This is a genomic window from Limnobacter thiooxidans (assembly GCF_036323495.1).
Taxonomy (GTDB): Bacteria; Pseudomonadota; Gammaproteobacteria; order Burkholderiales; family Burkholderiaceae_B; genus Limnobacter; species Limnobacter thiooxidans.
In genome coordinates this window covers 3,122,348-3,144,738 of sequence record NZ_AP028947.1, presented here as the reverse complement: position 1 = coordinate 3,144,738, position 22,391 = coordinate 3,122,348, and the positions used below count along the sequence as shown (strand labels likewise).

Here is a 22,391-nt window from a genome sequence, read left to right as displayed (position 1 = left end):
GGAGGTATTTAAATGAAAGCTTTATTAGATCTGTTTAAACAGGTCCAGCAAGACGAGCAGTTCGACGCAATCAAGATTGCGATCGCATCGCCCGATAAAATCCGTTCGTGGTCTTTCGGTGAAGTCAAAAAGCCAGAAACCATCAACTACCGCACGTTCAAACCTGAGCGCGATGGTCTGTTTTGCGCCAAAATTTTTGGTCCAATCAAGGACTATGAGTGCTTGTGCGGCAAGTACAAGCGCCTGAAGCATCGCGGCGTAATCTGCGAAAAGTGCGGCGTTGAAGTGACGCTAGCTAAGGTCCGCCGTGAGCGCATGGGTCACATTGACCTGGCCTCGCCTGTTGCCCACATCTGGTTCCTGAAATCCTTGCCATCCCGCTTGGGTATGGTTTTGGACATGACCCTGCGGGACATTGAACGTGTTCTGTACTTCGAAGGTTTCGTCGTTGTCGAGCCAGGAATGACTCCGCTCAAGCGTGCGCAGCTGCTGACCGAAGAAGACTACTTGGCCAAGCAGGAAGAGTATGGTGACGACTTCGTCGCGTTCATGGGTGCTGAAGGCATTCGCGAACTGTTGAAGTCGATCGACATCGATCGCGAAGTGATTACCTTGCGCGACGATCTGGCGACCACCAATTCAGAAGCCAAGATCAAGAAGATCGCCAAGCGTCTGAAGGTACTTGAAGGTTTCCAGAAGTCAGGCATCAAGCCTGAGTGGATGATCCTCGAAGTGCTGCCCGTGCTGCCACCAGAATTGCGCCCATTGGTGCCGCTGGACGGTGGTCGTTTTGCGACCTCTGACCTGAACGACCTGTATCGTCGCGTCATCAACCGCAACAACCGTTTGAAGCGTCTGCTGGAATTGAATGCCCCTGACATCATCGTGCGCAACGAAAAGCGCATGCTGCAGGAAGCGGTGGATTCATTGCTGGACAACGGTCGTCGCGGCAAGGCCATGACAGGCGCCAACAAGCGCCCATTGAAGTCATTGGCCGACATGATTAAGGGCAAGGGCGGTCGTTTCCGTCAAAACTTGCTGGGCAAGCGCGTGGACTACTCCGGTCGTTCCGTGATTGTGGTGGGTCCACAGCTCAAATTGCACCAGTGCGGTTTGCCCAAGCTGATGGCGCTCGAATTGTTCAAGCCATTCATTTTCAATCGCTTGGAAGTGATGGGTATTGCAACCACAATCAAGCAGGCCAAGAAATTTGTTGAAAACCAGGAACCCATTGTTTGGGACATCCTGGAAGAAGTGATTCGCGAGCATCCGGTCATGTTGAACCGCGCGCCAACGCTGCACCGCTTGGGTATTCAGGCTTTCGAGCCTGTGTTGATTGAAGGCAAGGCCATTCAATTGCACCCACTGGTTTGTGCCGCGTTCAACGCCGACTTTGACGGTGACCAAATGGCGGTTCACGTGCCTTTGTCTCTGGAAGCCCAGATCGAAGCGCGTACCCTGATGTTGGCCTCCAACAACGTGCTGTTCCCTGCCAACGGCGATCCCTCGATCGTACCGTCACAAGACATCGTGCTGGGTCTGTACTACACAACTCGCGACCGAGTGAATGGCCGCAACGAAGGCATCATGTTTGCTGACGTGGGCGAGGCAAACCGCGCATACGACAACAAGGAAGTTGAATTGGCCACGCGCGTAACCGTGCGTATCACCGAATTCGATGTCAACAAGGAAACAGGCGAAAAGACCTCCAAGCGCACACGTTACGAAACAACCGTTGGTCGTGCCTTGCTGTCAGAAATCCTGCCACCAGGTTTGCCATTCTCCTTCATCGATCGTCCACTGAAGAAGAAGGAAATTTCTCGCTTGATCAACGCGTCATTCCGTCGCTGTGGTCTGCGTGAAACCGTGATTTTCGCCGACAAGCTGATGCAGTTTGGTTTCCGCATGGCGACACGCGGTGGCATTTCGATCGCCATGGGCGATATGGTTGTACCTGCTCAGAAGCAGGTCATCATCGCTGCGGCTGAAGCCGAAGTGAAAGAGATTCAATCTCAGTACACCTCCGGTCTGGTTACCCAGGGCGAGCGTTACAACAAGGTGGTTGACATTTGGGGCCGTGCAGGTGACCAGGTGGGCAAGGCCATGATGGAACAGCTGGCGACTGAGCCTGTGATCGACCGCAACGGCAACGAAGTGCGTCAGGAATCGTTCAACGCGATTTACATGATGGCCGACTCCGGTGCGCGTGGTTCTGCAGCGCAGATCCGACAGCTTGCCGGTATGCGAGGCCTGATGGCCAAGCCGGATGGCTCCATTATTGAAACACCGATCATCGCGAACTTCCGCGAAGGTCTGAACGTATTGCAGTACTTCATTTCCACACACGGTGCGCGTAAGGGTCTGGCCGACACGGCTTTGAAAACTGCCAACTCCGGTTACCTGACACGTCGTCTGGTTGACGTGACCCAGGATCTGGTTGTTGTTGAAGACGATTGTGGCACCACCAATGGCGTGGCCATGAAGGCCCTAGTAGAAGGTGGTGAAGTCATCGAAGCGCTGCGCGACCGTATTTTGGGTCGTGTGGTTGTTGCCGATGTCGTCAACCCTGAAACCCAGGAAACCGTGTTCGAAGTGGGCAAGTTGCTCGACGAAGATGCGGTTGAACTGATTGATCATCTGGGTATCGACGAGGTGCGCGTGCGCACACCGTTGTCTTGCGACACACGCTATGGCCTGTGCGCCAAGTGTTATGGCCGCGACCTGGGTCGTGGTTACCTGGTCAACAATGGCGAGGCTGTCGGTGTTATCGCGGCCCAGTCCATCGGTGAACCTGGTACCCAGTTGACCATGCGTACGTTCCACATCGGTGGTGCGGCGTCCCGTGCAGCTGTGGTGTCCAGCATTGAAGCCAAATCGAATGGTGTCATTCGCTTTACCGCAACAATGCGCTACATCACAAATGCAAAAGGCGAGCAGATCGTTATTTCCCGTTCGGGTGAAGTACTGATCACCGACGACTTTGGTCGTGAGCGCGAGCGTCACAAGGTGCCTTACGGTGCAACATTGGCTGTGTCCGACGGCAACCAGGTCAAGGCTGGCGCCATGCTGGCAACCTGGGATCCGTTGACACGTCCAATCGTGACCGAATATGCCGGCAAAATCCGCTTCGAGAACATCGAAGAGGGCGCCACTGTTGCCAAGCAGATTGATGATGTAACCGGTTTGTCCACTTTGGTGGTTATTGATGCCAAGCGTCGTACCGCTGGCAGCAAGGGCGAGCGCCCACAGGTTAAATTGATTGATCCACAGGGCAATGAAGTCAAGATCGCTGGATCAGACCATTCCGTGAACATCAGCTTCCCAGTTGGTGCGCTGATTACTGTGCGCGACAACCAAGATGTGTACGTGGGTGAAGTACTGGCGCGTATTCCTCAGGAAAGCCAGAAAACCCGTGACATTACCGGTGGTCTGCCCCGCGTGGCCGAATTGTTTGAAGCCCGTTCTCCAAAAGATGCCGGCATGTTGGCTGAAGTGACTGGTACGGTCTCTTTCGGTAAGGACACCAAGGGTAAGCAGCGTCTGGTCATCACCGACCTGGACGGCGTGTCACACGAGTTCCTGATTCCCAAAGACAAACACGTGCTGGTACACGATGGTCAGGTGGTGAACAAGGGCGAATCCATTGTTGACGGTCCTGCAGATCCACACGACATTCTGCGCTTGCTGGGCATTGAAGCCTTGGCGCGATACATCGTGGACGAAGTACAGGATGTTTACCGCTTGCAGGGCGTGAAGATCAACGACAAGCACATCGAAGTGATTGTTCGTCAGATGTTGCGTCGCGTGATTGTGGATGATCCGGGCGAAACCGGCTTCATTCCTGGTGAACAGGTCGAGCGCTCCGAGTTGTTGGATGCGAACGACAAAATGCGCAGTGAAAACAAGCGCGAAGCAAGCTACCAAAATATCTTGCTGGGTATTACCAAGGCGTCCTTGTCAACCGACTCGTTCATCTCGGCTGCTTCCTTCCAGGAAACAACCCGTGTATTGACCGAAGCGGCCATCATGGGCAAGCGCGACGAATTGCGTGGTCTGAAAGAAAACGTGATCGTTGGTCGCTTGATTCCTGCTGGTACAGGTATGGCGTTCCACAAGGCACGCAAAGACAAGGAAGGGCGCGAAGCTGAAGAGCTGCGCCAGATGGAAGCTGAACATGATCCACGTGCGCAAGCCGAGGCCTTGTTCAACATGCCAGCCGCTGAGGGTTCTGACGAAGCCTAAGTTGTTGACGTGAATATGAAAGGTGGTGTGAAAACATCGCCTTCATGATTGACCCGTGATTGTATTTTGGAATACAATCGCGGGCTGAATTGGCTGCGGGTCTGCCCGCGGCCCTTTTGTTTTTTTAACCGGAACTGGAACTATGCCAACCATTAATCAACTTGTGCGCAAACCACGCACCAGTGTGACCATGAAAAGCAAGAGCCCCGCGCTTGAGGATTGCCCTCAAAAGCGTGGCGTGTGTACTCGTGTTTACACAACAACTCCAAAAAAACCAAACTCTGCGCTGCGTAAAGTAGCCAAAGTTCGCCTGACCAACGGCTTCGAAGTGATTTCCTACATCGGTGGTGAAGGCCACAACCTGCAGGAACACTCTGTTGTCTTGATCCGCGGTGGTCGTGTGAAAGACTTGCCTGGTGTGCGTTACCACATCGTACGTGGTTCACTCGACTTGCAAGGCGTTAAGGATCGTAAGCAAGCTCGTTCCAAGTATGGTTCGAAGCGTCCTAAAGCTGCCAAAGCCAAGTAATAAGCCAGGTAATTTATTACATTGGTCAATTTAAAACCGCATTCCGTGCGGCACACATCTGGTGTGTCGAGTAAGCAGATGCATAAGTGGGATTGCCCACGCTGAAGATAAAGGAATAGTCAAGATGCCACGTCGTCGCGAAGTGCAGCGCAGAGAAGTGCTGCCAGATCCAAAGTTTCAAAGCACAGAAGTAGCCAAGTTCATGAACGTCATCATGTTGTCTGGCAAGAAAGCTGTTGCTGAACGCATTATTTACGGTGCTTTTGACAGCATCTCAACGAAAGCTGGTAAAGACCCACTCGAGGTGTTCAACGCCGCGATCAACAACGTAAAGCCTGTTGTTGAAGTGAAGTCTCGCCGCGTCGGTGGTGCGAACTACCAAGTTCCGGTGGAAGTTCGTCCCTCACGTCGTTTGGCCCTGGCCATGCGTTGGGTGCGTGAAGCAGCCAAGAAGCGTAGTGAAAAGTCTATGGATCTTCGCCTTGCAGGTGAACTGCTAGAGGCAGCAGAAGGTCGCGGTGGTGCGATGAAGAAGCGTGATGAAGTGCACCGCATGGCTGAAGCCAACAAAGCCTTCTCGCATTTCCGATTCTAAATTTAACTGGAGTAGCAAATGGCTCGTAAGACGCCCATTGAGCGATATCGTAACATTGGTATTTCCGCGCACATTGATGCCGGAAAAACCACAACGACTGAACGTATCCTGTTTTACACAGGCGTCAGTCACAAGATTGGTGAAGTGCACGACGGTGCGGCCACCATGGACTGGATGGAGCAGGAACAAGAGCGCGGTATTACCATTACCTCCGCTGCAACAACCTGTTTCTGGAAAGGCATGGACAATTCCTACCAGGAACACCGCTTCAACATCATCGACACCCCAGGGCACGTGGACTTCACGATTGAAGTTGAGCGTTCCATGCGTGTGTTGGACGGTGCTTGCATGGTCTACTGTGCAGTAGGCGGTGTTCAGCCCCAGTCTGAAACTGTTTGGCGGCAAGCCAACAAGTACAAGGTGCCTCGTTTGGCCTTCGTGAACAAGATGGACCGTACCGGTGCCAACTTCTTCAAGGTGGTCGAGCAGATGCGCCTGCGCTTGCGTGCGAATCCTGTTCCTATCGTGATCCCAATCGGCTCGGAAGAAAAATTCCAGGGCGTGGTTGATTTGATCAAGATGAAAGCGATTTACTGGGATGAAGCATCTCAGGGCATGAAGTTTGACTACCGTGAAATTCCTGCGGAATTGCAAGCTGAAGCGGACAAGTGGCGTGAGCAGATGGTTGAGGCTGCTGCCGAAGCCTCTGAAGAACTGATGAACAAATACCTTGAAGAAGGTACCTTGTCTGAAGAAGAAATCATTCTTGGTATTCGCACCCGCACCATCTCGACTGAAATTCAGCCGATGTTGTGTGGTACGGCTTTCAAGAACAAAGGTGTACAGCGCATGTTGGACGCGGTTATCGACTTCCTGCCGTCACCCGTGGATATTCCACCAGTGTCCGGTACAGACGAAGACGAAGAGCCGATTGTTCGCCATGCCAACGACGAAGAGAAGTTGTCTGCCTTAGCATTCAAGCTGATGACCGACCCGTTCGTAGGTCAGTTGACATTCGTTCGCGTGTATTCCGGTGTATTGAACAAGGGTGACTCTGTTTACAACCCGGTGCGTGGCAAGAAAGAGCGTATTGGCCGTATCGTTCAGATGCACGCCAATAACCGTCAGGAAGTCGAAGAAATTCGTGCTGGCGACATCGCTGCTTGCGTGGGCTTGAAAGACGTGACCACGGGTGAAACCCTGTGTGATCCTTCAGCGATCATTACCCTGGAACGCATGGTGTTCCCGGAGCCGGTGATTGCGCAGGCTGTAGAGCCAAAAACCAAGACAGACCAGGAAAAAATGGGTATCGCCTTGGGTCGTTTGGCTGCAGAAGATCCTTCATTCCGTGTTCGCACAGACGAAGAATCTGGTCAAACCATTATTGCTGGTATGGGCGAATTGCACCTCGAAATTATCGTGGACCGCATGAAGCGTGAATTTGGCGTAGAAGCCAACGTAGGCAAGCCGCAAGTGGCTTACCGCGAAACCATCCGCAATACCGTGAAAGAAGTCGAAGGCAAGTTTGTTCGCCAGTCTGGCGGTCGCGGTCAGTACGGTCACGTGGTTCTCCGCGTTGAGCCAAACGAAGCGGGCAAGGGTTTTGAGTTCCTCGACGAAATCAAAGGTGGTGTTGTTCCTCGTGAATACATTCCTGCGGTTCAGAAAGGTATTGAAGAATCCCTGAGCAATGGTGTATTGGCCGGCTACCCGGTTGTTGACGTTAAAGTGGCCTTGCACTTCGGTTCATACCACGACGTTGACTCCAACGAAACAGCGTTCAAAATCGCTGCTTCAATGGGTTTCAAGGAAGGTATGCGCCGCGCAAGCCCCGTGCTGCTCGAGCCAATGATGGCTGTTGAAGTTGAGTCACCAGAAGACTATGCTGGTACTGTGATGGGCGATTTGTCATCACGTCGCGGTGTGGTTCAGGGTATGGACGATATTCCTGGTGGTGGCAAGGCAATTAAGGCTGAAGTGCCTTTGGCTGAAATGTTTGGTTATTCCACAACATTGCGCTCCCTGACTCAGGGTCGTGCAACGTACAGCATGGAATTCAAGCACTACAGCGAAGCACCCAAAAACGTTGCAGACGCTGTGATCAGCGCCCGCGCCAAATAATTGAAATCAAAGAACTGAAAAGAGGTATTTGCAATGGCAAAAGAAAAGTTTGAGCGTAAGAAGCCACACGTAAACGTTGGAACGATTGGTCACGTGGACCATGGCAAGACAACATTGACAGCGGCGATCACAACAGTGTTGGCTCGTTTGAGCGGTCACGGTGAAGCCAAGGGCTACGACCAGATTGATGCGGCACCGGAAGAAAAGGCGCGCGGCATTACAATTAACACAGCGCACGTTGAGTACGAGACAGAAACACGTCACTACGCACACGTGGATTGCCCAGGCCACGCTGACTATGTAAAGAACATGATTACCGGTGCAGCGCAGATGGACGGCGCAATCTTGGTGTGTTCAGCCGCTGACGGCCCCATGCCACAGACACGTGAGCACATCTTGTTGGCCCGCCAGGTTGGCGTGCCTTACATCATCGTGTTCCTGAACAAGTGCGACATGGTAGATGACGAAGAGTTGCTGGAACTGGTTGAAATGGAAGTGCGCGAGCTACTGTCCAAGTACGACTTCCCAGGCGACGACGTGCCAATCGTGAAAGGTTCAGCCAAGCTGGCCCTGGAAGGCGACACAGGCGATTTGGGCGAAGGCGCGATCAAGCGTCTGGCCGAAGCCCTGGATACCTACATTCCTACACCAGAGCGCGCAGTAGACGGCACCTTCCTGATGCCAATCGAAGACGTGTTCTCCATCTCCGGTCGCGGTACAGTGGTAACTGGCCGTATCGAGCGTGGTGTGGTTAAAGTCGGCGAAGAAATCGAAATCGTGGGTATCAAGGACACAGTCAAGACCATTTGTACCGGTGTTGAAATGTTCCGCAAGTTGCTGGATCAAGGTCAGGCTGGTGACAACGTGGGCGTGTTGCTGCGTGGTACCAAGCGTGAAGACGTGGAGCGTGGTCAGGTATTGGCCAAGCCCGGTTCAATCAAGCCACACACTGGCTTCAGCGCCGAAATCTACGTGTTGAGCAAAGAAGAAGGCGGACGTCACACTCCATTCTTCAACAACTACCGTCCTCAGTTCTACTTCCGTACAACCGACGTGACAGGCTCAATCAGCCTGCCCGAAGGCAAGGAAATGGTTCTGCCAGGCGACAACGTGTCAATCAATGTTGAATTGATTGCGCCAATCGCGATGGAAGAAGGTCTGCGTTTCGCGATTCGCGAAGGTGGCCGTACGGTAGGTGCTGGCGTAGTTGCCAAAATCACCAAGTAATACTTGATATAAGCCCGCACCATCTGTTTGGTGCGGGTAACACAGAGGTGAGCCAAAAGATCAGTTTGGTCACACTCTTTCAGCTCTTTAGGACGCAACATGAATAACCAGAAAATTCGTATTCGCTTGAAAGCATTCGACTACAAACTGATTGATCAGTCTGCACTCGAAATCGTGGAAACTGCAAAGCGCACTGGCGCAGTTGTCAAGGGTCCGGTTCCTCTTCCAACGCGTATCAAGCGTTTCGACATCTTGCGTTCACCACACGTGAACAAGACATCACGCGATCAGTTTGAAATTCGTACGCACCAGCGTCTGATGGACATTGTTGATCCAACCGACAAAACAGTTGATGCACTGATGAAGCTGGATCTGCCCGCGGGCGTGGATGTAGAAATCAAGTTGCAATAAATCAAATTAACGCATATACTCTTTGGCTAACCTTTTCATAAGGTTAGCTTTAGATAGAATTTAATTATTCGGCCAATCGTAGCCGAAATTGGAGAAATCATGAGTCTAGGCCTTATTGGTCGCAAGATCGGCATGATGCGCATCTTTACTGACGCGGGTGTTTCTATTCCCGTGACAGTGGTAGATGTGTCTTCTAACCGTGTTGCGCAGCTCAAAACACTCGAACAAGACGGCTACACAGCCGTTCAGTTGGCCTACGGGTCACGTCGTGCCTCCCGTGTCGTCAAGGCGCAGGCTGGTCACTTCGCTGCAGCTTCAATTGAAGCAGCTTCTTCCCTGGTTGAATTCCGTGTTGACACTGCCAAGCTTGCAGAATTGCAAGTCGGTGCTGCTGTCTCCGCCGAAATTTTCGCGCCCGGTCAAAAAGTTGACGTTAGCGGTGTAACGCAGGGTAAGGGTTTCAGTGGTGCAATCAAGCGTCACCACTTTAGCTCCCAGCGAGCTTCCCACGGTAACTCGATCTCCCACAATGCCCCCGGTTCAATCGGTATGGCTCAGGATCCAGGTCGTGTATTTCCTGGTAAGCGCATGGCTGGTCAGTTGGGTAACGTAAACCGCACAACCCAGAATCTGGAAGTGGTGCGTGTTGACGCCGAGCGTGGTCTTCTTTTGATCAAGGGTGCAGTGCCCGGTTCAAAAGGCGGTCAGTTGTTGGTCAAGCCGGCTGTCAAGGCAAAGGCGTAAGGGGAACCAGATGGAATTGAAAGTCATAAGTGATTCTGGGCAGGCCTCTCAAACTGTTCAGGTTTCCGATGTGGTGTTTGGTCGTGAATACAACGAACCGCTGATTCATCAGCTGGTAGTTGCTTATCAGGCCAATGCTCGTCAGGGTACGCGTCAGCAGAAAGACCGTTCGGAAGTTCGTGCTTCTACGCGCAAGCCCTGGAAGCAGAAAGGTACTGGCCGTGCTCGTGCTGGTGCTGTGTCCAGCCCACTGTGGCGTGGAGGCGGCAAAACATTCCCAAATTCTCCCAATGAGAATTTCACGCAAAAGCTGAACAAGAAAATGTTCCGTGCTGGTGTGTGTTCGATTCTCTCCCAGTTGAGCCGTGAAGGTCGCCTGGTGGTGGTTGAGTCCTTGGGTCTGGAAGCGCCAAAAACCAAGCTGCTTGATCAGAAGTTGAAAGGCATGGGTCTTGATTCTGTCTTGATGATCGTGGACTCGGTCGATGAGAATTTGTACCTGGCATCCAGAAACTTGCCCAATGTGGCAGTGGTTGAGCCGCGCTATGCAGATCCGCTTTCCTTGATCTATTTCAAGAAAGTGGTTGCAACCCGCGCTGCAATCGACAAACTGCAGGAGATGTACGCATGAACACCCAGCGTTTAATGAAAATTCTGTTGGCACCCATCGTCTCTGAAAAGAGCACCATGCTGGCCGACAAGCACGAGCAAATCGCTTTCAAAGTGTGCTCCACTGCAACAAAGCATGAAATCAAAGCGGCTGTAGAACTGTTGTTCAAGGTTGAAGTTGATGCGGTGCGTGTTGTCAATATTGCTGGCAAGCAAAAGCGCTTTGGCCGAACAATCGGACGTCGCTCCGATACGCGCAAGGCCTATGTCGCGCTGAAAGCAGGTCAGGAAATTAATTTCTCGGAGGCTGCGTAACATGCCATTAGTTAAATTAAAGCCAACATCGCCTGGCCGTCGTGCCATGGTGAAAGTGGTGCACCCGCATCTGCACAAGGGTGAGCCTTACGCTCCGCTGCTCGAGAAGAAGTCAAAAACTGCTGGCCGTAACAACAACGGTCACATTACTACCCGTCACATGGGTGGTGGTCACAAGCAGCACTATCGCATGGTTGACTTCAAGCGAAACAAGGATGGTATTCCTGCGAAAGTGGAAACCATTGAGTACGATCCAAACCGGACGGCCCACATTGCCCTAATTTGCTACGCAGACGGCGAGCGCGCATACATCATCGCGCCACGCGGTTTGCAGTTGGGTCAGGTTGTGTTGAACGGTTCTGAAGCGCCGATCAAGATTGGCAACACTCTGCCGATTCGCAATATCCCCGTAGGTACCACTGTACATTGCGTAGAAATGTTGCCAGGCAAGGGTGCCCAGATCGCGCGTTCGGCAGGTGGCTCCGCCATGCTGTTGGCCCGTGATGGTACTTACGCTCAGATGCGCTTGCGCTCCGGTGAAATTCGTCGTGTGCATATTGAGTGCCGCGCCACCATCGGTGAAGTCAGCAACGAAGAGAACAGCTTGAAGAAAGTGGGTAAGGCTGGTGCTACACGCTGGAAGGGTATTCGCCCAACAGTTCGTGGTACAGCGATGAACCCGGTTGATCACCCTCACGGTGGTGGTGAAGGCAAGACCGGCGAAGGCCGTGTACCTGTTAGCCCATGGGGTCAGCCGACAAAAGGTTATCGCACTCGCAACAACAAGCGTACCAATTCGATGATTGTTCAGCGTCGTCACAAGCGTTAAGTGGGGTAAACAGATATGTCTCGTTCATTAAAAAAAGGTCCTTTCTGCGACGCCCACTTGATCAAAAAAGTAGAGGCTGCTGCAGCAACCAAGGACAAGCGTCCAATTAAAACCTGGTCCCGTCGCTCGACTGTTCTCCCTGAGTTCATCGGTCTGACAATCGCTGTACACAATGGCAAGCAACACGTGCCTGTGTATATCAATGAAAACATGGTTGGTCACAAGCTCGGTGAATTTGCGTTGACACGCACTTTCAAGGGTCACGCGGCTGACAAGAAGGCCAAGCGATAAGGGGTAGGAAATGGAAACTCGTGCAATTTTAAAGGGTGTTCGCTTGTCTCCTCAGCGTGGCCGTATGGTCGCTGATTTGATTCGCGGAAAGAAGGTTGACCAAGCCTTGAACATCCTGGCTTTCTCACCACAGAAAGCGGCATTGATTGTGAAGAAAGTGTTGGAAAGTGCAATTGCCAATGCTGAGCACAACGATGGTGCTGATGTAGATGAGTTGAAAGTGAAAACAATTTATGTGGAAGAGGGGCCTGTGTTGAAGCGCTTTACAGCGCGCGCCAAAGGTCGCGGCAATCGTATCACTAAGAAGACCAGTCACATTTATGTGACGGTTGGAAACTAAGGGGGTTACATGGGTCAGAAAATTAACCCTACGGGCTTTCGCCTGGCGGTATCACGCAACTGGGCTTCTCGCTGGTACGCATCGAATAGTGATTTCTCCAAGATGCTTCTTGAAGACATCCAGGTTCGTGATTTCCTGAAAAAGAAGTTGAAGAACGCATCTGTAGGCCGAGTGCTGATCGAGCGTCCTGCCAAGAATGCTCGCGTGACAATCTATTCCGCCCGTCCAGGCGTAGTGATTGGCAAGAAAGGCGAAGACATTGAGCTGTTGAAAGCCAGCTTGCAGAAGCTTGTTGGTGTTCCCGTTCACGTGAACATCGAAGAAGTTCGCAAGCCTGAAATCGATGCGCAACTGATTGCGGATGGTATCTCTCAGCAACTTGAGCGCCGCATCATGTTCCGCCGTGCGATGAAGCGCGCGATGCAGAATGCCATGCGCACAGGTGCACAGGGTATCAAGATCATGTCTTCAGGACGTCTGAATGGTATCGAGATTGCCCGTACAGAATGGTACCGTGAAGGCCGTGTGCCTTTGCATACACTGCGCGCCGACATCGATTACGCGACCAGCGAAGCCGCAACAACTTACGGCATTATCGGTATCAAGGTTTGGGTCTACAAGGGCGATACCTTGGGACGTGGCGATGTGGCAGCAGCGCCGGTCGAGGCAGAAAAAGAAGAGCGCCGTCCGCGTCGTCCTTCAACTCGCCCAGCTGGTGCAGGTGCCCGCAAGGCACGCAAACCCGAAGGTGCTAGCGCAGCAGCTAGTGGTGCAAACAAAGAGGAAGGCGCTGCAAGCACTTCCTCAGAACAGTAAACTAGGAGCGCATGATGTTACAGCCATCACGTCGCAAATATAGAAAAGAGCACAAAGGCCGCAATACCGGTCTGGCCACTCGTGGTGCAAGTGTGTCTTTTGGCGTTTACGGACTGAAGTCCACTGGCCGTGGTCGATTGACTGCACGTCAGATCGAATCTGCCCGTCGCGCAATGGTTCGCCACATCAAACGTGGCGGTAAGATTTGGATTCGCGTGTTTCCGGACAAGCCGATTACCAACAAGCCTGCAGAAGTTCGTATGGGTAATGGTAAAGGTAACGTCGAGTTTTACGTGGCTGAGATTCAGCCAGGTAAGGTGCTCTACGAAATGGACGGTGTGAGTGAAGAGCTGGCACGTGAGGCGTTTCGTCTTGCAGCGGCCAAGTTGCCTCTTCCTTGCGTGTTCGTAACACGTCAGATTGGGAGTTAATAAATGAAAGCTTCTGAATTGCGCGGTAAAAGCGCTGCAGAATTGACGAAAGAGTTGGAAGAGTTGTTGCGTGCGCAGTTTTCATTGCGCATGCAGGCTGCAACGCAGCAATTGACCAACAACTCCCAGTTGGCAAAAGTACGTAAAGACATCGCACGTGTTAAGACTGTGATGACTCAATCGAAGAGGTCCGCATGAGCACCGAAGCGAAAGTAAGTTTGAAGCGCACCTTGGTTGGTCGCGTAGTTAGTGACAAAATGACGAAATCAGTTGTTGTGATGGTGGAAAACCGCATCAAGCACCCGATTTACGGTAAGTATATTGTCAAATCCCACAAGTACACTGCACACGACGAAAGCAATGAAGTCGCAGAAGGTGATCTGGTTGAGATTTGTGAAGGTCGCCCAATTTCCAAGACAAAATCCTGGAGTGTGACCAAAGTGTTGGAGAAAGCAAAAATCATTTGATTTTTGTCTTGCTCAAGTAATTCAAGCCTGCTATTATAGCAGGCTATCTTTTCAACCCATGCGGGACCAAAACTGGTTGCGAAAGCAGCTAAGTTGGTTTGACAATCCATGATACAAATGCAATCACGGCTAGATGTAGCCGACAACACGGGTGCGCGTTCTGTAATGTGCATCAAGGTACTTGGTGGATCCAAGCGCCGTTATGCGGGCATTGGAGACATCATCAAAGTGTCCATTAAGGATGCGGCCCCTCGTGGTCGCGTCAAAAAAGGCGAGATCTATAACGCAGTGGTCGTTCGTACGGCCAAGGGCGTTCGTCGCCCTGATGGTGCGTTGATCAAGTTTGACAGCAACGCAGCGGTTTTGCTCAATGCAAAACTAGAGCCCATCGGTACCCGTATTTTTGGCCCAGTGACACGCGAACTTCGCAATGAGAAGTTCATGAAGATCGTGTCTTTGGCTCCAGAAGTTCTGTGAGGGAATTATGAACAAAATTCGCAAAGGCGATGAAGTGCTGGTGCTTAACGGCAAGTTCAAGGGAAAGAAGGGCGTAGTGCTCTCCCGTGTGAACGATGAATACCTCCTGGTTGAGGGTGTGAACATCGTCAAGAAGCATCAGAAGCCTAATCCTATGAAGGGAGATGTTGGTGGTGTTGTTGACAAGACAATGCCTATCCACCAGTCCAATGTCAGCTTGTTTGACAAAGAGACAGGTAAGCCATCTCGTGTAGCTGTCAAGAAAGTTGATGGCAAGTCCGTGCGAGTTCTGGTGAAAACCGGTGCTCAGTTGGCAAACTAAGGGGGCCGTCGTGTCACGTTTTCAAGAGTTTTATAAAAACGAAGTGGTTGGGCAGCTGTCCAAGCAATTCGGTTACAAGTCTGTGATGGAAGTGCCTCGCATTACCAAGATCACCCTGAACATGGGTGTTGGTGAGGCTGTCAACGACAAGAAGATTATCGAGCATGCTGTTGGTGATCTGACTAAGATTGCGGGTCAGAAGCCTGTTGTAACCAAGGCCAAGAAGGCGATTGCGGGTTTCAAGATTCGCGAAGGCTATCCAGTGGGTTGTATGGTTACATTGCGTGGCGAGCGCATGTATGAATTCCTGGATCGTCTGGTAACAGTTGCTTTCCCGCGCGTTCGCGACTTCCGTGGTGTATCTGGCAAGTCGTTTGATGGTCGGGGTAACTACAACATCGGCATCAAAGAACAGATTATTTTCCCTGAGATCGAGTACGACAAAATCGACGCGCTTCGGGGTCTTAACATCAGCGTAACTACGACAGCGAAGACAAATGATGAAGCCAAGGCTTTGTTGACCGCTTTCAAGTTTCCGTTCCGTAACTGAGGTGTGACGTGGCCAAATTATCTTTGATTAATCGTGAGAAAAAGCGCGCAGCCTTGGTGAAGAAGTATTCTGCCAAGCGCGATGCCTTGAACAAGATCGTGAAAGACCAATCTGTCAGTGAGGCAGAGCGCTATGAGGCACGCTTGAAGTTGCAAGCACTGCCAAGAAATGCGAACCCGACTCGCCAGCGTAACCGCTGCGAATTGACTGGTCGTCCCCGCGGCACATTCCGTTTGTTCGGTTTGGCCCGTAACAAGATCCGTGAAATTGCCATGCGTGGTGAGATTCCTGGGATCACTAAGGCAAGTTGGTAAGGGGTTCTAATTATGAGTATGAGTGATCCAATCGCCGACATGTTGACCCGCATTCGCAATGCTCAAGGCGTTGACAAGGTTTCGGTTGAGATGCCTTCCTCTAAGGTGAAGGTAGCTATTGCACAAGTTTTGAAGGATGAAGGCTACATTGAGAGTTTCTCAATCGTGGGTGAATCAGCAAAACCTGTTTTGAAAATTGAGTTGAAGTACTACGCGGGTCGCCCCGTGATTGAAAAGATCGAGCGCGTTTCTAAGCCTGGTTTGCGTATTTACAAAGGTAAAGACGAGATCCCTGAGGTGATGAACGGTCTGGGTGTTGCAATCGTTTCAACTTCCAAAGGCGTGATGACTGATCGCAAGGCCCGTACCACTGGTATCGGCGGCGAAGTTATCTGCTACGTGGCTTAAAGGGGTAATGAAATGTCTAGAGTAGCGAAAGCTCCCATTTCTGTGCCTTCAAGTGTGCAGGTGACCATTAACGGTCAGCAGGTTTCGGTGAAGGGCGCAAGCGCAGAACTGAAGCTGAATGTGAATACTTTGGTGATGCCTGTTTTTGAAAATGGCATTCTATCTGTCAAGCCAGTGGTTGATACAACTGATGCCAATGCGCAGGCCGGTACGGCCCGTGCGTTGTTGGCCAATATGGTCAACGGCGTAAGCAAGGGCTTCGAGCGCAAGCTTCAGTTGGTAGGCGTGGGATACAAAGCCGCAGTTCAGGGTGATTCCATTAACCTGGCGCTGGGTTTCTCTCACCCTGTAGTTCACAAATTGCCCGCAGGTGTCAAGGCCGAAACGCCAACACCTACCGAGATCATCTTGAAGGGTGCCGACAAACAAGTGATTGGTCAGACTGCTGCGGAAATCCGCGCTTATCGTCCACCAGAGCCTTACAAAGGCAAGGGTGTGCGTTATTCGGATGAGCGTGTGGTTATCAAAGAGACCAAGAAGAAATAAGGCGCCAAGAGGTAAATCATGGAAACTAAACAAGAAGCACGTGCCCGTCGTGCAAAACAAACCAGACGTCGTATTGCACTTGCTCGTGCTACCCGTTTGTGTGTGTTCCGTACCAATTCCCACATTTATGCCGCGGTTCATTCTGCGGATGGTGGTCAGGTTTTGGCTGCTGCATCAACGAACGACAAGGATTTGCGTGCCCAGCTGGATGGCAAGTCCGGCTCTAACAAGGCAGCTGCTGCCTTGGTTGGCGCCACAATTGCCAAGCGTGCGTTGGCTGCTGGCATCAGCGAAGTTGCTTTCGACCGTTCAGGCTTTGCCTACCATGGTCGCGTTAAAGAACTGGCTGACGCTGCGCGTGAAGCTGGCTTGAAATTCTAAGGAGTGATCATGGCAAGAATGCAAGGTAAAAATGCCGCGCCTGAAGCGCGTGATGACGGCCTCAAGGAAAAAATGATCGCGGTTAACCGCGTGACCAAGGTTGTTAAGGGTGGTCGTATCCTCGGCTTCGCTGCACTGACAGTTGTTGGTGATGGTGATGGCAGTGTGGGTATGGGCAAGGGCAAGTCCCGCGAGGTGCCAGTGGCCGTTCAAAAGGCCATGGAGCAGGCTCGTCGCCAGATGGAAAAAGTGTCACTGCGTGATGGCTCCATCCATCACATTGTGTACGGCCAGCATGGCGCCTCCAAGGTGTTCCTGGCTCCAGCGCAAGAAGGTACTGGCATTATTGCCGGCGGCCCAATGCGCGCTGTTCTGGAAGTTGTGGGTGTTCGCAACATCGTGGCCAAAAGCCACGGTTCGTCGAATCCTTATAACCTGGTTCGCGCAACTCTGGATGCTTTGGGCAAGTTGCAAACCCCAGCTGAGATCGCTGCCAAGCGCGGCCTGTCAGTTGAAAAGTTATTTGAGGCTTGATCATGAGCGGATCCGTAAAAGTCACGTTGGTTAAGAGCATTATCGGCACCAAAGAAACTCACCGCGCTACCGTGCGTGGTTTGGGTCTGCGTCGTATTAATCACAGCCGCGTGCTGGTTGATACACCCGAAGTGCGTGGAATGATTAACAAGGTTTCATACCTGTTGAAAGTTGAGGCTGCATAATGGAATTGAATACACTTGCACCCGCCCCGGGCAGTAAGTTTAACCGCAAGCGTGTGGGTCGTGGTATCGGCTCTGGCTGGGGTAAAACTGCTGGTCGCGGTCACAAGGGTCAGAAGTCACGTAGCGGTGGATTTCACAAGGTTGGCTTCGAAGGCGGTCAGATGCCTATGCATCGTCGTTTGCCCAAGCGTGGTTTTTCCTCACGTACTGCGGCATTCAACGCACAGATTCGTTTGACTGATCTGGATACATTGGCTGTTGATACAGTGGACATCTTGACGCTGAAACAGGCTGGCCTTGTGCCCGCCCAGACTCTCGCGGTCAAGGTAATCCTGGCTGGTGAGATCAAGCGTGCCGTTGTATTGAACGGCATCAAGGCAACGAAAGGTGCAGCCGAGGCCATCGCGGCCGCTGGCGGCTCCATTAACGCTTAAGAGAGCATCGCGTGGCCTTTAACCCATCTACATTAGCGTCATCCAACAAGTTCACTGATTTGCGCAAGCGTCTTGTGTTCTTGTTGCTGGCTCTGATTGTGTATCGTATTGGCGCACATATTCCAGTCCCTGGAATCGATCCTTCTCAGTTGAAGCAGCTGTTCGACAGCCAGCAGGGCGGCATTCTTGGCATGTTCAACATGTTCTCGGGTGGTGCTCTCTCCCGCTTCACGGTTTTTGCCCTGGGTATCATGCCCTATATTTCGGCATCTATCGTGATGCAGTTGGCCAGCGTCGTGGTTCCGCAATTGGAAGCGTTGAAGAAGGAAGGTGAGGCAGGGCGTCGCAAGATTACCCAGTACACCCGATACGGCACTTTTTTCCTTGCCACTTTTCAAGCCATTGGTATTTCCATTGCACTTGAATCACAGGCTGGGCTGGTGATTGATCCAGGTATGGCGTTCCGTTTTACTACGGCTGTGTCTCTGGTAACAGGCACCATGTTTTTGATGTGGCTTGGAGAGCAGATCACTGAGCGTGGTTTGGGCAATGGTATATCCATCCTGATTTTTGCAGGTATTGCTGCGGGTCTTCCCGGCGCGATTGGTGGTTTGTTTGAACTGGTCAGGACCGGTGCGATGAGTTCTTTGGTCGCATTGTTGATTGTTGTGCTTGCAATCGCCGTAACTTATCTGGTTGTGTTCGTGGAACGTGGCCAACGGAAGATCACGGTGAATTATGCCAAGAGACAAGTGGGTAACAAGATCTATCAAGGTCAAACTTCGCACTTGCCGTTGAAGTTGAATATGGCGGGAGTAATTCCACCAATTTTCGCTTCCAGTATTATTTTGTTGCCTGCGACTTTGACAAGTTGGTTTGGTTCCGGTGATGGTGCGGTAGTTGGTTTCCTGAAGGAAGTTTCTCAGACTCTTTCTCCCGGACATCCTCTCTACATGTTGTTATATGCCACAGCGATTGTGTTTTTCTGCTTCTTTTACACTGCATTGGTGTTCAACAGCAGGGAGACAGCAGACAACCTGAAGAAAAGTGGTGCGTTTTTGCCAGGAATTCGTCCAGGTGAGCAAACATCTCGTTACATCGATAAGGTGCTGACTCGTTTGACTCTGATTGGGGCTGCCTACATCACCTTGGTGTGTTTGCTTCCTGAGTTTCTGGTTTTGGGATTGAGTGTGCCGTTCTATTTCGGCGGTACGTCTCTGTTGATTATTGTAGTTGTTGCGATGGATTTCATGGCTCAGGTTCAGGCCTACGTGATGTCCCAGCAATACGACAGCCTTTTGAAGAAATCAAGCTTCAAAGGCTCTGGATTAACGAGGTAGTGATTGTCTAAAGACGACGTTATCCAAATGCAGGGAGAGGTAGTAGAAAACCTCCCTAACGCCACTTTTCGAGTGAAATTGGAAAATGGCCACGTGGTGCTCGGTCACATATCAGGAAAAATGCGAATGAACTACATCCGCATCCTTCCTGGTGACAAGGTGACGGTTGAGTTGACACCGTATGACTTGTCCAGGGCACGAATTGTTTTTCGAGCCAAGTGAATTGGTTCTTTTTGGAGTTACGCCATGAAAGTTCAGGCTTCTGTGAAAAAGATTTGTAGAAAATGCAAAGTGATCAAGCGCAAAGGCGTTGTTCGCGTAATTTGTTCCGAGCCGCGTCACAAGCAGCGTCAAGGTTAATAAAAGGGGATTTAAATGGCTCGTATTGCCGGCATTAACATTCCAAGCCACCAGCATACCGTTATCGGTCTGACTGCTATATTCGGCATTGGTCGTTCCACCGCCAAGAAGATTTGTGCAGTGACCTCCATTCCTGAGTCCAAGAAGATCAAGGATCTTGACGACGCAGATTTGGAAAAGCTGCGCGACGAAGTGGGCAAGTACCTGACTGAGGGTGATTTGCGTCGTGAAGTGACCATGAACATCAAGCGTTTGATGGATTTGGGTTGCTACCGCGGCTTCCGTCACCGTAAAGGTCTGCCTGTACGTGGTCAGCGCACACGCACGAATTCTCGCACTCGCAAGGGTCCGAAGCGTGCTGGCATCGCACTGAAGAAATAATCAGGTAATCATAGGAAGGTTAGCCAAATGGCCAAAGGAACAGCGAATAACCGCGCACGCAAGAAAGTCAAAAAGAATATTTCTGACGGTATTGCGCACGTACACGCCTCATTCAACAACACCATCATCACGATCACTGATCGCCAGGGCAATGCTTTGGCTTGGTCTACATCGGGTGCACAGGGTTTCAAGGGCTCAAGAAAGTCCACTCCCTTTGCTGCTCAGGTCGCTGCTGAGGTGGCTGGAAAGGCTGCACAAGAATGCGGTATCAAGACAGTTGAAGTGCTAATCAAAGGACCAGGCCCCGGCCGTGAGTCCAGCGTACGCGCCTTGAATGCATTGGGTATCAAAGTGACCAGTATTTCTGACATCACTCCGATCCCACACAACGGATGTCGTCCTCCCAAGCGTCGTCGCATCTAATTTTTTAAGACCATTGTTCGTCATATTAATTGGCGAACTGAAGCGATTCACATCGCGTAATGAAAGAGGTTTCAAGTGGCTAGATATACAGGTCCAAAATGTAAGTTGTCACGTCGTGAAGGCACAGACCTTAGTCTGAAAAGCGCACGTCGTAGTCTTGATTCCAAGTGCAAACTGGATTCCAAGCCAGGTCAGCATGGTCGCACTTCGGGTGCTCGCACCTCTGACTACGGTCAGCAACTGCGCGAGAAGCAAAAAGTGAAGCGCATGTACGGCGTGTTGGAAAAGCAATTCCGCCGCTATTTTGCCGAAGCTTCCCGCCGCAAAGGCAACACAGGTGAAACCTTGTTGCAGTTGCTCGAATCCCGCTTGGACAACGTTGTTTACCGCATGGGTTTTGGCTCTACACGCGCCGAAGCACGTCAGTTGGTGAGCCACAAGGCAATTCTCGTGAATGGCAAAGCCGTTAACATTCCTTCCTATTCAGTGAAGTTGAATGACGTGATCGCTATTCGCGAAAAGTCCAAGACGCAGGCTCGCATTGTTGAATCTGTAACTTTGGCCGAACAGATGGGTTTCCCTCTGTGGGTTAACGTAGATGCAAAGAAGCTTGAAGGCTCTTTCAAGAGCATTCCAGACCGTGCGGACTTGTCACAAGAGATCAACGAAAGCTTGATCGTTGAATTGTACTCACGTTAATTCGATTAACTGATCCGAGCGATCCCCAGCCTTATCGGTGTAACGAGCCGAGGGTACTGAAAAGGATTTTGAATGTTTAATGCCAGTTTGCTGAAACCGCGCATTGTTGAAGTCGAGACAGTCGGCCCCAACAGCGCAAAAGTTGTGATGGAACCGTTTGAGCGTGGCTACGGCCACACTTTGGGCAACGCGTTGCGTCGCGTGTTGCTGTCCTCCATGATTGGATACGCACCTACAGAGGTGTCAATCGCTGGAGTGGTTCACGAGTATTCGACATTGGATGGTGTACAGGAAGACGTTGTTGACCTGTTGTTGAACCTGAAAGGGATTGTTTTCAAGCTTGAGTCACGCGATGTAGTGACTGTGACCTTGAAGCGTGATGGTGAAGGCGTTGTGACGGCTGGTGATATTGAGCTGCCCCATGATGTCGAAATCATCAATCCTGACCACGTGATTGCTCATCTTTCACAGGGTGGAAAGCTGGACATGCAGATCAAGGTCGAGAAAGGCCGTGGTTATGTGCCTGGTTCCGTTCGTCGTTTTCCTGATGAACCAAGCAAGGCCATTGGTCGTATCGTTCTGGATGCTTCTTTCAGCCCGGTAAAGCGCGTTTCCTACGCAGTAGAGAGCGCACGTGTTGAGCAGCGTACAGACTTGGATCGCTTGGTGATGTCAATCGAAACCAACGGTGTCTTGTCGCCCGAGGAATCCATTCGTTTGGCAGCACGCATTTTGGTTGAGCAGTTGTCAGTGTTTGCCGCCTTGGAAAACACGGCAGAGCCTGAGGTTTCTCAGCGTGCGCCGCAGGTAGATCCTATCTTGCTGCGTCCGGTTGATGACCTGGAACTGACTGTTCGCTCGGCGAATTGCTTGAAGGCAGAGAATATTTACTACATTGGCGACTTGATTCAGCGCACAGAAAATGAGTTGCTGAAGACCCCTAACCTGGGTCGCAAGTCACTGAATGAGATCAAGGAGGTGTTGGCCGCACGCGGTTTGACACTGGGTATGAAATTGGAAAACTGGCCACCAGCCGGTCTCGATAAGCCCTGAGCTTAGCGTTTGTTAGA

General features: G+C 51.5%; 33 protein-coding genes. All 33 read left to right on the top strand.

Annotation, left to right across the window (positions count from 1 at the left end; translation table 11 throughout):
• Positions 1-12 precede the first annotated feature (12 nt).
• The 33 genes from rpoC to RGQ30_RS14175 all read left to right on the top strand — a co-directional run bounded on the left by rpoC (position 13) and on the right by RGQ30_RS14175 (position 22,374).
• The gene (gene rpoC, locus RGQ30_RS14335) at positions 13-4,242 is read left to right on the top strand and encodes a DNA-directed RNA polymerase subunit beta' (protein ID WP_130557576.1); all 4,230 of its coding nucleotides are present in this window, start codon (positions 13-15) and stop codon (positions 4,240-4,242) included.
• Positions 4,243-4,384: 142 nt separating this feature from the next.
• Complete coding sequence (gene rpsL / locus RGQ30_RS14330) at positions 4,385-4,771, top strand: 30S ribosomal protein S12 (RefSeq protein ID WP_105028062.1); 387 nt, start codon at positions 4,385-4,387, stop codon at positions 4,769-4,771.
• 124 nt (positions 4,772-4,895) lie between these two features.
• Positions 4,896-5,366, top strand: coding sequence for a 30S ribosomal protein S7 (rpsG, locus tag RGQ30_RS14325; protein ID WP_008253357.1), 471 nt, complete (start codon positions 4,896-4,898; stop codon positions 5,364-5,366).
• Between the two features lie 18 nt (positions 5,367-5,384).
• Complete coding sequence (fusA, locus tag RGQ30_RS14320; RefSeq protein ID WP_130557577.1) at positions 5,385-7,487, top strand: elongation factor G; 2,103 nt, start codon at positions 5,385-5,387, stop codon at positions 7,485-7,487.
• Between the two features lie 33 nt (positions 7,488-7,520).
• Complete coding sequence (tuf, locus tag RGQ30_RS14315; protein WP_130557569.1) at positions 7,521-8,714, top strand: elongation factor Tu; 1,194 nt, start codon at positions 7,521-7,523, stop codon at positions 8,712-8,714.
• A 99-nt stretch (positions 8,715-8,813) separates the two neighbouring features.
• Positions 8,814-9,125: a 30S ribosomal protein S10 gene (rpsJ, locus tag RGQ30_RS14310; RefSeq protein WP_130557578.1), complete on the top strand. Its 312-nt coding sequence runs from the start codon at positions 8,814-8,816 to the stop codon at positions 9,123-9,125.
• A 99-nt stretch (positions 9,126-9,224) separates the two neighbouring features.
• Positions 9,225-9,869, top strand: coding sequence for a 50S ribosomal protein L3 (gene rplC / locus RGQ30_RS14305; protein ID WP_130557579.1), 645 nt, complete (start codon positions 9,225-9,227; stop codon positions 9,867-9,869).
• Between the two features lie 10 nt (positions 9,870-9,879).
• Entirely contained in the window at positions 9,880-10,500 is a 621-nt protein-coding gene (gene rplD, locus RGQ30_RS14300) for a 50S ribosomal protein L4 (protein WP_130557580.1), read from the top strand.
• Entirely contained in the window at positions 10,497-10,793 is a 297-nt protein-coding gene (rplW, locus tag RGQ30_RS14295) for a 50S ribosomal protein L23 (protein WP_130557581.1), read from the top strand. The genes rplD and rplW overlap by 4 nt, the downstream gene beginning before the upstream one ends.
• Before the next feature lies 1 nt (position 10,794).
• Entirely contained in the window at positions 10,795-11,622 is an 828-nt protein-coding gene (gene rplB, locus RGQ30_RS14290) for a 50S ribosomal protein L2 (protein WP_130557582.1), read from the top strand.
• Between the two features lie 15 nt (positions 11,623-11,637).
• Complete coding sequence (rpsS, locus tag RGQ30_RS14285) at positions 11,638-11,913, top strand: 30S ribosomal protein S19 (protein WP_130557583.1); 276 nt, start codon at positions 11,638-11,640, stop codon at positions 11,911-11,913.
• Between the two features lie 10 nt (positions 11,914-11,923).
• Entirely contained in the window at positions 11,924-12,253 is a 330-nt protein-coding gene (rplV, locus tag RGQ30_RS14280; RefSeq protein ID WP_130557584.1) for a 50S ribosomal protein L22, read from the top strand.
• A 9-nt stretch (positions 12,254-12,262) separates the two neighbouring features.
• Entirely contained in the window at positions 12,263-13,069 is an 807-nt protein-coding gene (gene rpsC, locus RGQ30_RS14275) for a 30S ribosomal protein S3 (protein ID WP_130557585.1), read from the top strand.
• Between the two features lie 14 nt (positions 13,070-13,083).
• Entirely contained in the window at positions 13,084-13,500 is a 417-nt protein-coding gene (rplP, locus tag RGQ30_RS14270) for a 50S ribosomal protein L16 (RefSeq protein ID WP_130557586.1), read from the top strand.
• A 3-nt stretch (positions 13,501-13,503) separates the two neighbouring features.
• Complete coding sequence (gene rpmC / locus RGQ30_RS14265) at positions 13,504-13,698, top strand: 50S ribosomal protein L29 (protein ID WP_008253344.1); 195 nt, start codon at positions 13,504-13,506, stop codon at positions 13,696-13,698.
• Entirely contained in the window at positions 13,695-13,967 is a 273-nt protein-coding gene (gene rpsQ, locus RGQ30_RS14260; RefSeq protein WP_130557587.1) for a 30S ribosomal protein S17, read from the top strand. The genes rpmC and rpsQ overlap by 4 nt, the downstream gene beginning before the upstream one ends.
• A gap of 108 nt (positions 13,968-14,075) precedes the next feature.
• Complete coding sequence (rplN, locus tag RGQ30_RS14255; RefSeq protein WP_008253348.1) at positions 14,076-14,444, top strand: 50S ribosomal protein L14; 369 nt, start codon at positions 14,076-14,078, stop codon at positions 14,442-14,444.
• A gap of 7 nt (positions 14,445-14,451) precedes the next feature.
• Complete coding sequence (gene rplX / locus RGQ30_RS14250) at positions 14,452-14,766, top strand: 50S ribosomal protein L24 (protein WP_130557588.1); 315 nt, start codon at positions 14,452-14,454, stop codon at positions 14,764-14,766.
• 10 nt (positions 14,767-14,776) lie between these two features.
• Positions 14,777-15,316 (top strand): 50S ribosomal protein L5, encoded by a 540-nt coding sequence (gene rplE / locus RGQ30_RS14245; RefSeq protein WP_130557589.1) that lies wholly within the window; start codon positions 14,777-14,779, stop codon positions 15,314-15,316.
• A gap of 8 nt (positions 15,317-15,324) precedes the next feature.
• Positions 15,325-15,630, top strand: coding sequence for a 30S ribosomal protein S14 (gene rpsN / locus RGQ30_RS14240; RefSeq protein ID WP_130557590.1), 306 nt, complete (start codon positions 15,325-15,327; stop codon positions 15,628-15,630).
• 12 nt (positions 15,631-15,642) lie between these two features.
• Positions 15,643-16,038 carry a 30S ribosomal protein S8 gene (rpsH, locus tag RGQ30_RS14235; protein ID WP_130557591.1) on the top strand — a complete coding sequence of 132 codons (396 nt, stop codon included), beginning with the start codon at positions 15,643-15,645 and terminating at the stop codon, positions 16,036-16,038.
• Between the two features lie 12 nt (positions 16,039-16,050).
• Positions 16,051-16,584 carry a 50S ribosomal protein L6 gene (gene rplF, locus RGQ30_RS14230; RefSeq protein WP_130557592.1) on the top strand — a complete coding sequence of 178 codons (534 nt, stop codon included), beginning with the start codon at positions 16,051-16,053 and terminating at the stop codon, positions 16,582-16,584.
• An 18-nt stretch (positions 16,585-16,602) separates the two neighbouring features.
• Complete coding sequence (gene rplR, locus RGQ30_RS14225; RefSeq protein WP_130557593.1) at positions 16,603-16,965, top strand: 50S ribosomal protein L18; 363 nt, start codon at positions 16,603-16,605, stop codon at positions 16,963-16,965.
• Between the two features lie 9 nt (positions 16,966-16,974).
• Positions 16,975-17,499, top strand: a complete 525-nt coding sequence (gene rpsE / locus RGQ30_RS14220) for a 30S ribosomal protein S5 (RefSeq protein ID WP_008249411.1) — start codon at positions 16,975-16,977, stop codon at positions 17,497-17,499.
• Positions 17,500-17,501: 2 nt separating this feature from the next.
• Positions 17,502-17,684 (top strand): 50S ribosomal protein L30, encoded by a 183-nt coding sequence (gene rpmD, locus RGQ30_RS14215; protein ID WP_130557594.1) that lies wholly within the window; start codon positions 17,502-17,504, stop codon positions 17,682-17,684.
• The gene (gene rplO / locus RGQ30_RS14210; RefSeq protein ID WP_130557595.1) at positions 17,684-18,118 is read left to right on the top strand and encodes a 50S ribosomal protein L15; all 435 of its coding nucleotides are present in this window, start codon (positions 17,684-17,686) and stop codon (positions 18,116-18,118) included. Before rpmD ends, rplO begins: the two co-directional genes overlap by 1 nt.
• An 11-nt stretch (positions 18,119-18,129) precedes the next feature.
• Positions 18,130-19,458, top strand: a complete 1,329-nt coding sequence (gene secY, locus RGQ30_RS14205) for a preprotein translocase subunit SecY (protein WP_130557596.1) — start codon at positions 18,130-18,132, stop codon at positions 19,456-19,458.
• Between the two features lie 3 nt (positions 19,459-19,461).
• A complete protein-coding gene (infA, locus tag RGQ30_RS14200; protein ID WP_008249415.1) occupies positions 19,462-19,680 on the top strand; it encodes a translation initiation factor IF-1 in 219 nt (72 codons plus the stop codon).
• Positions 19,681-19,704: 24 nt separating this feature from the next.
• Positions 19,705-19,818, top strand: a complete 114-nt coding sequence (gene rpmJ, locus RGQ30_RS14195; RefSeq protein WP_008249416.1) for a 50S ribosomal protein L36 — start codon at positions 19,705-19,707, stop codon at positions 19,816-19,818.
• Positions 19,819-19,833: 15 nt separating this feature from the next.
• A complete protein-coding gene (rpsM, locus tag RGQ30_RS14190; protein WP_130557597.1) occupies positions 19,834-20,199 on the top strand; it encodes a 30S ribosomal protein S13 in 366 nt (121 codons plus the stop codon).
• Positions 20,200-20,226: 27 nt separating this feature from the next.
• Positions 20,227-20,622 carry a 30S ribosomal protein S11 gene (gene rpsK / locus RGQ30_RS14185; protein ID WP_008249418.1) on the top strand — a complete coding sequence of 132 codons (396 nt, stop codon included), beginning with the start codon at positions 20,227-20,229 and terminating at the stop codon, positions 20,620-20,622.
• A 75-nt stretch (positions 20,623-20,697) separates the two neighbouring features.
• The gene (gene rpsD / locus RGQ30_RS14180) at positions 20,698-21,321 is read left to right on the top strand and encodes a 30S ribosomal protein S4 (RefSeq protein ID WP_130557598.1); all 624 of its coding nucleotides are present in this window, start codon (positions 20,698-20,700) and stop codon (positions 21,319-21,321) included.
• A gap of 72 nt (positions 21,322-21,393) precedes the next feature.
• Positions 21,394-22,374 carry a DNA-directed RNA polymerase subunit alpha gene (locus RGQ30_RS14175; RefSeq protein WP_130557599.1) on the top strand — a complete coding sequence of 327 codons (981 nt, stop codon included), beginning with the start codon at positions 21,394-21,396 and terminating at the stop codon, positions 22,372-22,374.
• Positions 22,375-22,391: the final 17 nt, after the last annotated feature.

Coding starts and splice junctions, on each gene's coding strand:
- rpoC (WP_130557576.1), top strand. CDS start 13: ATGAAAGCTTTATTAGATCTGTTTAAACAGGTCCAGCAAGACGAGCAG.
- rpsL (WP_105028062.1), top strand. CDS start 4,385: ATGCCAACCATTAATCAACTTGTGCGCAAACCACGCACCAGTGTGACC.
- rpsG (WP_008253357.1), top strand. CDS start 4,896: ATGCCACGTCGTCGCGAAGTGCAGCGCAGAGAAGTGCTGCCAGATCCA.
- fusA (WP_130557577.1), top strand. CDS start 5,385: ATGGCTCGTAAGACGCCCATTGAGCGATATCGTAACATTGGTATTTCC.
- tuf (WP_130557569.1), top strand. CDS start 7,521: ATGGCAAAAGAAAAGTTTGAGCGTAAGAAGCCACACGTAAACGTTGGA.
- rpsJ (WP_130557578.1), top strand. CDS start 8,814: ATGAATAACCAGAAAATTCGTATTCGCTTGAAAGCATTCGACTACAAA.
- rplC (WP_130557579.1), top strand. CDS start 9,225: ATGAGTCTAGGCCTTATTGGTCGCAAGATCGGCATGATGCGCATCTTT.
- rplD (WP_130557580.1), top strand. CDS start 9,880: ATGGAATTGAAAGTCATAAGTGATTCTGGGCAGGCCTCTCAAACTGTT.
- rplW (WP_130557581.1), top strand. CDS start 10,497: ATGAACACCCAGCGTTTAATGAAAATTCTGTTGGCACCCATCGTCTCT.
- rplB (WP_130557582.1), top strand. CDS start 10,795: ATGCCATTAGTTAAATTAAAGCCAACATCGCCTGGCCGTCGTGCCATG.
- rpsS (WP_130557583.1), top strand. CDS start 11,638: ATGTCTCGTTCATTAAAAAAAGGTCCTTTCTGCGACGCCCACTTGATC.
- rplV (WP_130557584.1), top strand. CDS start 11,924: ATGGAAACTCGTGCAATTTTAAAGGGTGTTCGCTTGTCTCCTCAGCGT.
- rpsC (WP_130557585.1), top strand. CDS start 12,263: ATGGGTCAGAAAATTAACCCTACGGGCTTTCGCCTGGCGGTATCACGC.
- rplP (WP_130557586.1), top strand. CDS start 13,084: ATGTTACAGCCATCACGTCGCAAATATAGAAAAGAGCACAAAGGCCGC.
- rpmC (WP_008253344.1), top strand. CDS start 13,504: ATGAAAGCTTCTGAATTGCGCGGTAAAAGCGCTGCAGAATTGACGAAA.
- rpsQ (WP_130557587.1), top strand. CDS start 13,695: ATGAGCACCGAAGCGAAAGTAAGTTTGAAGCGCACCTTGGTTGGTCGC.
- rplN (WP_008253348.1), top strand. CDS start 14,076: ATGATACAAATGCAATCACGGCTAGATGTAGCCGACAACACGGGTGCG.
- rplX (WP_130557588.1), top strand. CDS start 14,452: ATGAACAAAATTCGCAAAGGCGATGAAGTGCTGGTGCTTAACGGCAAG.
- rpsH (WP_130557591.1), top strand. CDS start 15,643: ATGAGTATGAGTGATCCAATCGCCGACATGTTGACCCGCATTCGCAAT.
- rplF (WP_130557592.1), top strand. CDS start 16,051: ATGTCTAGAGTAGCGAAAGCTCCCATTTCTGTGCCTTCAAGTGTGCAG.
- rplR (WP_130557593.1), top strand. CDS start 16,603: ATGGAAACTAAACAAGAAGCACGTGCCCGTCGTGCAAAACAAACCAGA.
- rpsE (WP_008249411.1), top strand. CDS start 16,975: ATGGCAAGAATGCAAGGTAAAAATGCCGCGCCTGAAGCGCGTGATGAC.
- rpmD (WP_130557594.1), top strand. CDS start 17,502: ATGAGCGGATCCGTAAAAGTCACGTTGGTTAAGAGCATTATCGGCACC.
- rplO (WP_130557595.1), top strand. CDS start 17,684: ATGGAATTGAATACACTTGCACCCGCCCCGGGCAGTAAGTTTAACCGC.
- rpmJ (WP_008249416.1), top strand. CDS start 19,705: ATGAAAGTTCAGGCTTCTGTGAAAAAGATTTGTAGAAAATGCAAAGTG.
- rpsM (WP_130557597.1), top strand. CDS start 19,834: ATGGCTCGTATTGCCGGCATTAACATTCCAAGCCACCAGCATACCGTT.
- rpsK (WP_008249418.1), top strand. CDS start 20,227: ATGGCCAAAGGAACAGCGAATAACCGCGCACGCAAGAAAGTCAAAAAG.
- RGQ30_RS14175 (WP_130557599.1), top strand. CDS start 21,394: ATGTTTAATGCCAGTTTGCTGAAACCGCGCATTGTTGAAGTCGAGACA.